The following is a 9,491-nucleotide window of genomic DNA, read 5'->3' on the forward strand; positions in this document are numbered from 1 at the left end:
ATACGGTTGCTCTTCTGGCCAATTTGCCTCATAGAAGTATTGGAGCGCGCCGTTATCGATCACCCCTTGGGCCGCGTAGATCGTCGCGACAACCTGAAACGGCCGCGGCAGGCCAGCTATCTTTTCGCCCTGTTCTCGATAAGCTTCAAAAGCACGCTTAGACGCGATATCGAGCACTTCTTGCAAGTGAGGATTCAGCACCGGCGCCGCACCGAGTTGGATGGCATATGGCCGCGCATATTTGACGCAAATGAAGTACCCCCGGCAGGATTCGGACCTGCGACCTACGGTTTAGGAAACCGTTGCTCTATCCCCTGAGCTACGGGGGCTAAGTGCCGTAAATCACGGCATTATATTGACGCATCGCCGCTCGCCGGCTACTCTGCTGACACCCAATTTGACACCAGATACGGGTTTTTGAGCAAGATAGCGCCATGCCCCAGAGTACCGCGAAAGCCAAGTCCAGCAAGCCCGCTAAGCCATACGCTGAATTCCCACTTTTTGCGCACGCCACCAAGCGATGGGCAAAGAAAATTCGTGGCAAACTCCACTACTTCGGAGCATGGGACAATCCCGATGCTGCGCTCGACAAATACCTGCGAGAAAAGGACGATTTGCACGCAGGCCGAAAGCCGAGGCAAACAGCAGATTCGCTCACTGTCGACGCGCTGGCCAACCTTTTTCTCACTAACAAACGACACCTTGTCGACACTGGCGAGATCAAGGCAAGGACGTTCGCTGAGTATCTAAAAACCTGCGAGGTAGTCGTCGAGCGTTTTGGTCGCGGCAGGATCGTCGTTGACCTCCAACCGGATGACTTCGAGAGCCTTCGCAAGGCACTTGCCCGAGTGAATGGACCGGTGCGGCTCGGCAATGAGATTCAGCGCGTCCGAGGGATGTTCAAGTACGCGTTCGAACAAGGGCTTATTGAGCGCCCGATCCGGTACGGGCAAGCATTCCAGAAGCCAAGCCGACGAATTGTGCGTCAGGCTCGTGTCGATGCCGGCCCAAAATTGTTCGCCGCCGACGATATCCGAAGGATCATAGCCACCGCAAGCGCGCCCCTAAAGGCGATGGTGCTACTGGGCATCAATTGCGGATTTGGAAACACCGACGTTGCCGCATTGCCGCATTCGGCTGTCGAACTTGAACACGGATGGGTGAACTTCCCCCGCCCGAAGACGGCGATCCAGCGTCGAGCGCCATTATGGTCAGAAACAGTGGAGGCTCTGCGAACGGCCATCGCTGAACGACCGGCGCATGGTTGCGACGACGATGCCAAACTCGTTTTCATCACTAAGCACGGCAACCGGTGGGTTCGTTTCAATTACGTTGACGGCAATAAAGAGGCTGCGATCAAGGCCAAGGCGGTGCATATCGACGCGGTCGGCCTCGAGGTCAAAAAGGTGCTGACCTCGCTTAACCTGAATCGCCTCGGCCTCGGCTTTTACGCATTGCGGCACACCTTCCAAACAATTGGCGAAGGCGCCCACGATCCTGCGGCCGTTCAGTTCATCATGGGGCACGCACCAGCGAACTCCGACATGGCTGATGTGTACCGAGAGGCGATGGGCGACGAGCGGTTGAAGCGCGTGACCGATCATGTGCACGACTGGCTTTTCCCTAAGCCAAAGAAGTCGAAAAAATCGCCGACTGCCGGCAAGCGTTCGCGAAAGTCGCCCAAAAAGGTCAATGCAAGGTGAGGAGCCGATGATTTTGGCCGCTGGCCTGCTCATCCACAGTATATTCTGGCCCAGCGAGTCATGGTGCGCTGGAAGAAAGCTGCCCAAACGCCGCGACGAGTGCTGGTTCAGAGATCTGAACGCGTTGTCGTTCCGGCTCGCGAGCTGCATCCCCGACGGGCGGCCGTCGAGGACTTCTTTCGCGTGGCAAAAGCCACGGCAACGGTTACGCGCTGCTTGATGAAGCATGCCGATTGCTTCGATCGTCTGTTGCTGGCCTATCTTCTCTTCAACCGCCTGGACGGCGTGTGCCAGCGTGACTTCCGCCCGCGGCTTGGTGCTCGACCAATGAATGCCAAATGCAGCGCCTTCATTTCGGACGAAGGATGTCCGGCCGAATCCAAGTTCCACCGGCCCTAGCCCTTGCCGCGTGATCGATCTGGCCCAATCCGCGCCTCGTTGGGAATGAATCAAGCTGGCTAGCTTATTGACGCTATGCCTAGCCGGAGTAGAATCACGGGTCCTCGGCGTGATGCTAATAAGGCCGATCCCGAGGGGGCCTTGAGCCCCTGCGTGCGGCGAAAAGCGATCGACTCAACCGTGTTTAACGTGCGAGTCAAAGTTCACGAGCCCCGCCCGAATTCCCGTCTCGATGTCTCGCCGCAATCGCGGACCTCGGCCGGGTGCTGGTGAACCCTGACGAGCGACTGGTCCCTGGGGCCTGTCGTAGGGTTCATCTGCACCGTCCTTTGAGGTTGCTATTCCGCCGTCCAGCTCGGCTACTGTTGCCCAGCGCCGTTATCGTGCGCTAGGGCCGCTTGCGCCGCGCGTTGCCGGCCGTTAGCTCATTTGCGCCATGTCCGATTGCCGCAGCGCCTATTTATCGCCTCCGCAAGTGGCGAAATGCCTTGGCGTCTCGCCAGACAAAATCTTGGCCTGGGTCCGTACGGGTGAGTTGCGCGCGGTCAACGTCGCCACTCGACGCACTGGAAGGCCACGCTACCGAATCGGGCCCGCCGAGTTGGCAGACTTTCTTAAACGGCGCGAAGTTTCCGTTCAGGTGAATGCGCCGAGCCGGCGACCGCCGCTACAAAATGTCACGAGATTCTTCTAGGCGTGGAGTCTGTGATGGGTGTGACACCAGCTAAATCGAAAAAAACCAAACAGGCGAAAAAACGGTCTACTCGGGCCCGTGCCAGCGCTGCCGAGCGGGCGCGCAAAGCGATGCCCAGCGCGGGCGTTATCACGGGCCCAACTCTGCTCGCAGAAAGTGCAGCCAATCACTCAGGCAATCCGAGCTTTATGTGGCGACTGAACGATCCTATTGTGCAGACATACGCACGCCTGGGCAAAGTGTTGGCTGAATCGTCGGACCTTTTTCGAAATGCTGGTCCGGCCGGCGGTCTGATTCTGATCGGCTCGGGTCGTCCTACGCAAATCATCGACGCCGGTAGCTTAAGTCCCGCCGTCATCGAGCGCTGCTCGGTTGTTTTTGTGGGTGAGCGCAAAGCCAAGTGCGACCTGATTCCTATAAGGCATCTGAGTGGAATGCTCGGCACGGACGCCTTTCTCAATAACTTCCGGCCCCTCGATCGATTCGTGCGAATGCCCATGTACTTGCCGGATTGGTCACTGTCGCGGCCGGGCTACAACGACGGCGGCCCTGGCCACCGCATGTATTACGACGGCGTGGAGGCGAAAGTTAGCGAGGAAATTGCGGGGATCACCGCCTTCCTTGACGTCATGGCCTTCGCTTCGAATGCGGATCGCACCAATGCTGTCGCCGCTGCGCTCACGGTGATGCTTCGCAACCATTTTCTGGGGGCGAAGCCGGTATTGGCCGTGACCGCGACAAAGAGCCACGGCGGCAAAGATACGATCATCGCATTTGCGCGTGGCGAAACTCCGCATTCGCCAATTTCGTACCAATCGACTGATTGGGCGCTAGAGCGAGCGATTGTCGGCGCGTTTGGGCATGATCCGGATCTCGGCATGCTCGTGATCGATAACGCTCGCCGTGGGAATAACGGACCGATCCAATCCGCCATTCTCGAACGTCTGGCAACCGATGCCAAACCTCTTTTATACAGCACGGGCCGGTTTAGACCGGAGCGGCGGGTAAATGATTTTGTCATCGCGATGTCAACTAATGAGGGCTCGATCAGCGAAGACCTGATGAACCGGGCCCTGCCGATTCATCTCGCCCCAATCGGCGATGTTGCGGATCGGCAGTCGCCGATCGGCAATCCAAAGCTTGAATATCTGCCAAAGCACGCGAACCAAATCGCCGCTGAATTGCGCGGCATGATCGAGCGTTGGAAAGTGGCCGGGCAGCCACTCGATACCGGCGCCCGTCATCCCTTCACGGCATGGGCCGGTGTAGTCGGCGGAATCCTCAAGGCCAACGGGTTCACGGACTTTTTGGGCAACTACGCGGTCCGTCGGACTTCCGACGACCCCGTCCGTGTGCGGCTTGCCTTGCTTGGAGCGGAACGGCCGGACCAATGGCTCACCGCGACTGAATGGGCAACAGTGGCAGTTGACCAGGGCGTGAAAGACATTGTTCCAGTTGGTGATCGGACCACGCTGGTCGCGCAGGCGCGCGGGATGGGTGTCGTCCTTTCGCGCCACCAGGACGAGAAATTCGTGCATGAAGGGGAACACGAACGCTTGGCCCTGCGACTTACGAAGGCCAGAACTCGGGACAAAGGTGAGCCTGCGGTCAGGTACCGCTTCGCTGTGGAAGAGCGTGCCGACATTGGGCAGAGCGCCCAATGAAAGAACACGCAACTTCGTGAGTTTGTTCTCGATCGTTAGCGAGCCGCGGCTGACAAGGCTGAAAAATGGGGCGCCAAGTGGGAGCATTGTTAATCGCCCAAGCACGACGCATGGGCACAACGTTGACCTGAATGCTCCGCCCTGGCAGGCCTCGCTCACTTGGAAGACTGAGCGAGCCGGCCGTGGCGGAAATGAATTAGGAAGGGTTTTTGCGAATGGCCAAATTCACACCAATCCAGTGGACTGACAGCAGCGTCAACCCGACTATGGGCTGCGATGGCTGCGAACTCTGGAACACGAAAACCGACGTCCGGCGGTGCTACGCGGGCGTAATCACGTCGCGATTTGGGAAAACTAATCCTGGGCTCGCCAACGACTTCGACGTTGTTGAACTGGCGCCTGGTCGCATGGCTGAAGCGGCTGGTTGGAATGACCTTCGCGGCACTCAGCGGGCGGGCGCAGGCGACAAGGCGAAGCCGTGGCTTGATCATCTGCCGAGGCTGATCTTCGTCTCAGACATGGCCGACGCGCTTTCTGTGGCGGTGCCGTTCGATTATCTGCGGGACGAGATCATCGTCAACGTGGCCAGCGAATTGGGCCGGCGGCATCATTGGCAGTGGCTGACGAAGCAGCCCCAGCGGATGGCTGAGTTCTCTGCGTGGCTTGAGCAACAGGGAATCCAATGGCCTGCGAATTTGTGGGTCGGCACGAGCATCACCACGCAGGCTACGACCAGTCGCATCCGGCGTCTGCTTAACGTGGGTAATCACAACACGATCCGATTCTTGTCGGTCGAGCCGCAAGAGCAGGCAATCGATTTGTCTGCGTACATTGGCAACCTGGACTGGATCATCCAAGGCGGCGAATCGGGCCCAAAATCGCACACATTCGATTTGGGATGGGCACGTGACATTCGTGATCGCTGCCGCACGCTTGGCGTTCCCTATTTTCTCAAGCAGCTCGGCCGGCGCGTCAGTGACGGGGGCCAACCAGTCAAGTTCAAGGACGCCAGCGGTGGCGATTGGAGCGAATGGCCAGCGGATCTGCGCGTGCGGCTCATGCCGATTGACGCGTCGGGGCAGAAGCGCCGATTGAGCCCACTCGCTGGTGCCGCAGAGGGCTTGTAGAGGACGCGATCCGGCCTTCGGCGTATTGGCGCCCACGCCAGACGCCGAGGGCCGGACCAGGAAGCTGCGGACAGCGATAGACGCATTTACCACGTCACGAAGGAACCCGTTGGTTCAGGAGAATCAAATGCCGACCGAAGCAGATCAATCCTCGAAACTGCCATCGCGCGAGCCGGGCGCGATCTGGAAGTGGCAAATGCTCCGCGAAAGGTATCGCGCTGGCTGCTTGGAGGCTCTCGTCGGCAAAATCAAATATGTCGGCAATAACAGTTTCGAGGTCGTGCGGATGCTGCCCGAGGTTACGTCCGAGGGTAACTTCCTGCTGCCGCCGCCCCAGATCATCGAAGAGTCTAAAGCCGTTTTCCGACGGGCCATCAAACACAAGGCTACTTCGCTACTGCTCTGGAATGCAAAACTCGAGCGGCGCCGATCAGAACTCAAGAATGCATGTCAGCACTTCGTAGATAAGACATACGTCGTGCCGCGAGCGGCTGCCGGCGTGCGAATTGAGATCCCCAGGCCCAAAGCCACCAAGAAAAAAGGCTGGAAAAAACTAGCGCACGAGCTTCACAACGCGGTCGATCGGCTGCGTGCTTTAATCGTTGCACTCGATGGGATTGGCAAACCGCGCGCGACGGCGCTAGCAGCCGCGATCCGGGGAACTACAACCGCTCTCGCGCAGGACTACGACGACGATTTCAAGATTTTGAACCCGGACAGAGCCCGAGTTGCTAAGTCAAGTGATTGAGGTTACTGCTGATCGCCTGCGACGATCGCAGCATACGGCTCTTAAGAAAGGTAGGCACTAAAAACGGGAAAACCGAAACGTCCACAGCAAAAGCGAACCGAAGGTTGGCGCAAGCCACCGAATGCAGTGGTTGTGAGCAGGCCTTCGAAATGGGGCAATCCATTTCGCATCGACAAGCGTCATGATCGAGCCGAGGTTGTACGGCTCTTCCGCAAATGGCTATCCGGCAAAAAACAAGAAGCAACGAAGATGCGCAGCGAGCTCGAGGAACTCCGCGGCAAGGATCTGCTTTGTTTGTGCCCAGAAGGCGAGCCATGCCACGGCGACGTGCTGCTGGAACTGGCGAATAAGTAATTTGCGGCAAGGGAACCGACTCTCAATAACCGCGCCCTCGCCCATTGTCCGATCTTTCGGACGTGGGCGGCGGGCGCGATCAAACCGTCATTGAGCGCGCTACGCGCCCGTTCTACGCGATCCTAGAGTCCCAGGACTCCGCCGCGCGCGCTACAACGCCATTGGCCGCGCTCGATACGGGCCGCCGCCGCTATCGCTTGTGCTCGACGCTCAACGGCCGCGCGCCGATCGACCTATCGCATCTTGGCAGGGTCGCCGGCACCGCCGTCGGCAATCCTAAGGAAAGCCCTTCGCTCGGCAATGCCCGCGTGCTGACGAGGGCTTTGTCCGTAGTCGTGCATCGCCAGCAAGGAGTCAAAATGCCAGATCGACTGCGGAGGCTGCGTTCCACTAAACACACCGCGCGCCGTGTCCACCTTGCGCCAAGGGCGGCAGCGGATCGCTGGACGTGATCTGGAAGGGAGCGTGCGGGGCGGGTTCGTAGAGTCCGGCACCCGCCGGCACTTCGACCATGCGGACTGATCCGCAACGTCGAATGGCCGGCCTATTCAGGCACGTAAGCCCGGCGTTTCCCGAGAGCTGCACGACCGGGGTTGCGCAAATCGCCTAGATTCTGTCGCGATCCAGGCCCGGGCACCATTTGGTGGTCGCTCGGTCGCTCATATTCAACTGATCCACCATTTGGCGCTCATGATCTGCATCGGGGCGTTCAATTACCTGTAATTGGCCTCGCAGTCGTCTTAACAGCAAGTTGGTAGTTTGGGCCTTGGCAAGGATAATTCTCCTGCCGTCGCACACTGCACTCTGGAACAGCGGCCGCTCCGGCGCTGTAGCTTGCTTCGCTTGCCGCCCCATCAAAGAGACGCCCGCCATGAGAATGGAAGCTTATCCGCATACGCTGGAATCGCTCACGGGCGATCACATCGTGCTGGCCGATTTGGTTCATGAACTCCACAGTTTGCGCCGCCTAGACGTCTTCAGGTGGATCGCAGGCCTCTCGGCAGTCATCAGCCGCAGGAATGGGATGGAGCTCCAGAATCAGCGACAAATGGCGTCACAGCTATTGAAGGCCGAGTATTGGTCCAAACTCGAGCCAGCATTGTTTCAACGCGAAAAGGGTGAACCTGGAGGCGTGCTTTTTCATCGCCGTGGCCTCTTGTTCGTCCTCCAAATTGCATTGCTTGCATGCAATGATGACGCCGAGCCACTAGCCGAAGACGAGCTTAGGCATGTTTTTGCTCGAGCATGTCTCATGGCCAATGACCTGCTGAAACAAGTCGAAATGGTGCAAACGCCGGAGATCCCTGAAACGGACCAGGAACACTGGCTTATTACGATCTTAATTTCGTTTATCGAGCCGTACCTTGGTCATGAGGTGATCGGACGGGCTAAGCTGCTGTGGCTCACCATTCCCTCCGAAGATCGCATCAAGGCGATGGCCAAAACACTCGGCATTGCGAGCTTCGACGAAATCATGCGCAACAATTACGGAATCACATTGTCGGAGTTTTTCGTTTTCGGATTGTTGCTTTACTTTCACTATCTACAGCCCGCCGTTCAGCCTCAGCCAAGCGCTTTGGTTTTTGACCGCGCGGTCATTACCTCCCTCTTCGAGCAAAGTGACCTCGATGCCGCATTTAAGCTGCTTGCATGTACTCCGGATGAAATGGCGGTCCGGCTACTTGGCACACCGCGGCAGTCTTGGTCCACGGATTATGCCCCGATGCTCGGAACGCCACTGTTGGAAGTCGAGAAGGGCAAATTTGTCTGTCCCGATCTTCAGATGTACCGCGACGTTTTCGTGCACGGCATCCACTCGCTGTTCTCGAAAGCAATCGGCCGACCATTCAAACAGCTATTCGGCTATATTTTTGAGCGCTTCGTCGAGATCATACTCGGGCAGTTTACTGTATCCGAGGGGCCGCTGGCACGAACATTCTATTGCCGGGTCGTCTTTGTCAATTCCAAGCACGAGCAGGTATGCGATGGCTTGCTCCACTGGACAAGTCTAGCGGTGTTGATGGAGTACAAGGCAGGATCGCTCACGAGTAGGCAGCGATTCGCACTTCGCCAAGCAGAAACAATGCAAGCCGTTGACGATCTTCTTGCCCGGCTTGGTGAAGGCAGGAAGGGCATAGGACAGCTTGCAAACAGCATGCGCCGCATCACGAATGGGGAGCCGATTCGTTGCGGCCCAGATCACATCGATCTATCGAGCTGCCGCGTGATGTACCCGGCGCTCGTTCTTTACGACGAAGCTCTCGGCAACCACGCCATTCGCGAGTATTTGAGCTCGAAGCTAACCGCCGAGCTCGAAAAGACGAATACCAGCCGAGAGCGTATTGGGCGGCTGCTGATCTTCACGATTCGTGAGCTGGAATTGTTCGAGGAACTTGCGCAAACCATGGGTGCAGAAAACCTCATGCGGGATTATGTGGCATACGTCGAGAACAATCCAAGCTCGCCGTACAGCGCTTTTAATGCATTTGCACTTGGACCTTGCAAGCACAAACTCAATAACGACGGCTTTATTCAGAAAGCCGAGATCGCCGTCCTCCGAGAAATCGAGCAGGAAATACAGCGGCGCAAACTGCCTGGGGACGTGGGAGCTGCGTCATGCTAATTCCAGGCGGCCGTGGCCGCTCGGCCCATTTTCCTACCAGTGTCATCGGGCGATTCAAATGCCGCCATGGCCGGGCGGAATTGGGCAGCCGGGGTTGTAGGGACTAAAACTTCGTTAAACATGTTACTCTTGGCAAGGGTCGGCTGCACCAGGCCGCGGTGGGGAACCACCTTTTTTGC

9 protein-coding genes, 1 tRNA gene and 1 pseudogene are annotated in these 9,491 nt (G+C 57.9%); 8 read left to right on the forward strand and 3 right to left on the reverse strand.

Annotation, left to right across the window (positions count from 1 at the left end):
* On the reverse strand, positions 1–186 hold a 186-nt coding region (locus tag VGG64_21950; GenBank protein HEY1602282.1), incomplete at its 3' end, for a hypothetical protein.
* Between the two features lie 70 nt (positions 187–256).
* Positions 257–329 (reverse strand) — tRNA-Arg (locus tag VGG64_21955).
* A gap of 105 nt (positions 330–434) precedes the next feature.
* On the opposite strand from VGG64_21955, the gene VGG64_21960 reads away from it, so the two are divergent.
* The 8 genes and pseudogenes from VGG64_21960 (at position 435) to VGG64_21995 (ending at position 9,312) form a co-directional block, all read left to right on the forward strand.
* Positions 435–1,703 carry a tyrosine-type recombinase/integrase gene (locus VGG64_21960; protein HEY1602283.1) on the forward strand — a complete coding sequence of 423 codons (1,269 nt, stop codon included), beginning with the start codon at positions 435–437 and terminating at the stop codon, positions 1,701–1,703.
* Between the two features lie 219 nt (positions 1,704–1,922).
* Positions 1,923–2,102, forward strand: a complete 180-nt coding sequence (locus VGG64_21965; protein ID HEY1602284.1) for a hypothetical protein — start codon at positions 1,923–1,925, stop codon at positions 2,100–2,102.
* 882 nt (positions 2,103–2,984) lie between these two features.
* The gene (locus tag VGG64_21970) at positions 2,985–4,460 is read left to right on the forward strand and encodes a hypothetical protein (protein HEY1602285.1); all 1,476 of its coding nucleotides are present in this window, start codon (positions 2,985–2,987) and stop codon (positions 4,458–4,460) included.
* Positions 4,461–4,675: 215 nt separating this feature from the next.
* Positions 4,676–5,587 (forward strand): DUF5131 family protein, encoded by a 912-nt coding sequence (locus VGG64_21975; GenBank protein ID HEY1602286.1) that lies wholly within the window; start codon positions 4,676–4,678, stop codon positions 5,585–5,587.
* 127 nt (positions 5,588–5,714) lie between these two features.
* Positions 5,715–6,335 carry a hypothetical protein gene (locus VGG64_21980; protein HEY1602287.1) on the forward strand — a complete coding sequence of 207 codons (621 nt, stop codon included), beginning with the start codon at positions 5,715–5,717 and terminating at the stop codon, positions 6,333–6,335.
* Between the two features lie 102 nt (positions 6,336–6,437).
* Positions 6,438–6,689, forward strand: a pseudogene (locus VGG64_21985) (DUF4326 domain-containing protein).
* Between the two features lie 44 nt (positions 6,690–6,733).
* Positions 6,734–7,141 carry a hypothetical protein gene (locus VGG64_21990; GenBank protein HEY1602288.1) on the forward strand — a complete coding sequence of 136 codons (408 nt, stop codon included), beginning with the start codon at positions 6,734–6,736 and terminating at the stop codon, positions 7,139–7,141.
* A 419-nt stretch (positions 7,142–7,560) separates the two neighbouring features.
* Positions 7,561–9,312: a hypothetical protein gene (locus VGG64_21995; protein HEY1602289.1), complete on the forward strand. Its 1,752-nt coding sequence runs from the start codon at positions 7,561–7,563 to the stop codon at positions 9,310–9,312.
* On the opposite strand, the gene VGG64_22000 is transcribed toward VGG64_21995, so the two are convergent.
* Positions 9,309–9,491 (reverse strand): hypothetical protein (locus VGG64_22000; GenBank protein ID HEY1602290.1); only part of this gene is annotated, 183 nt, incomplete at its 5' end. The genes VGG64_21995 and VGG64_22000 overlap by 4 nt on opposite strands.

Source organism: Pirellulales bacterium, assembly GCA_036490175.1.
Classification (GTDB): Bacteria; Planctomycetota; Planctomycetia; order Pirellulales; family JACPPG01; genus JACPPG01.